The sequence below is a fragment of the Vibrio sp. 2033 genome, assembly GCF_033339735.1.
Map to the genome: position 1 here is coordinate 1 of NZ_JAWOVC010000368.1, position 688 is coordinate 688.

Genomic DNA, 688 nt, shown 5'->3' on the forward strand with positions numbered 1-688 from the left:
CCGGCGGTGGCTTGATAAGTAAAACTGCCGTCTGGGTTGGCCGTTTCAGTCATCGTTACCGCGACGCCTTGAGACGTCAGCCCTGCTACAGGGTCGGCAGAAGCATCCAATTGATAACTAACGACACCATCAGAACCTTGCGTTGTTGCAAATTGGCCGTTGATGGAAAGCGCATCATTTTGGTCTGAACCAATCCCCGTCAAGTCATCTTCATCAACTTGGATTGCATCCACATTCGTGATGACTGGTTTATCGTCGACGATAGTCACTGGGATGGTGGCAGAAGTTGTATCGCCATCAAAGTCAGTCGCAATAATTGGGAAGTTCAGCGTTAGCTCGTCGCTATTAATAGCGTGATCTATTGGGCCTTCCAGCGTGAAGTTATAACTGCCATCCGTTTTCACTACCAACGTAAAGACAGGGTTGCCATCAGCGGTCGCAACGTAGCTGAAGCTGCCATCAGGATTTGCAGTCTCTATCAACGTCACCGGATTGCCTTGCGAGGTGAGCCCTGCAACCACATCTACAGAGGTATCTAACTGGTAACTCACCACACGGTCAGAACCTTGCGTTGTCGTGAACTGACCATCAATCGAAAGTGAATCATTTTGGTCCGAACCGATGTTCGCTAAGTCGTCTTCATCAACACTGATGGCTTCAACATTTGTGATAGTCGGTTGGTCATCGG

The 688-nt window shown here is 49.1% G+C and carries 1 protein-coding gene; it reads right to left on the reverse strand.

All coding sequences use genetic code 11. From position 1 onward, the window contains the following. On the reverse strand, positions 1–688 hold a 688-nt coding region (locus R7P74_RS26640; RefSeq protein ID WP_318123657.1), incomplete at both ends, for a T1SS-143 repeat domain-containing protein.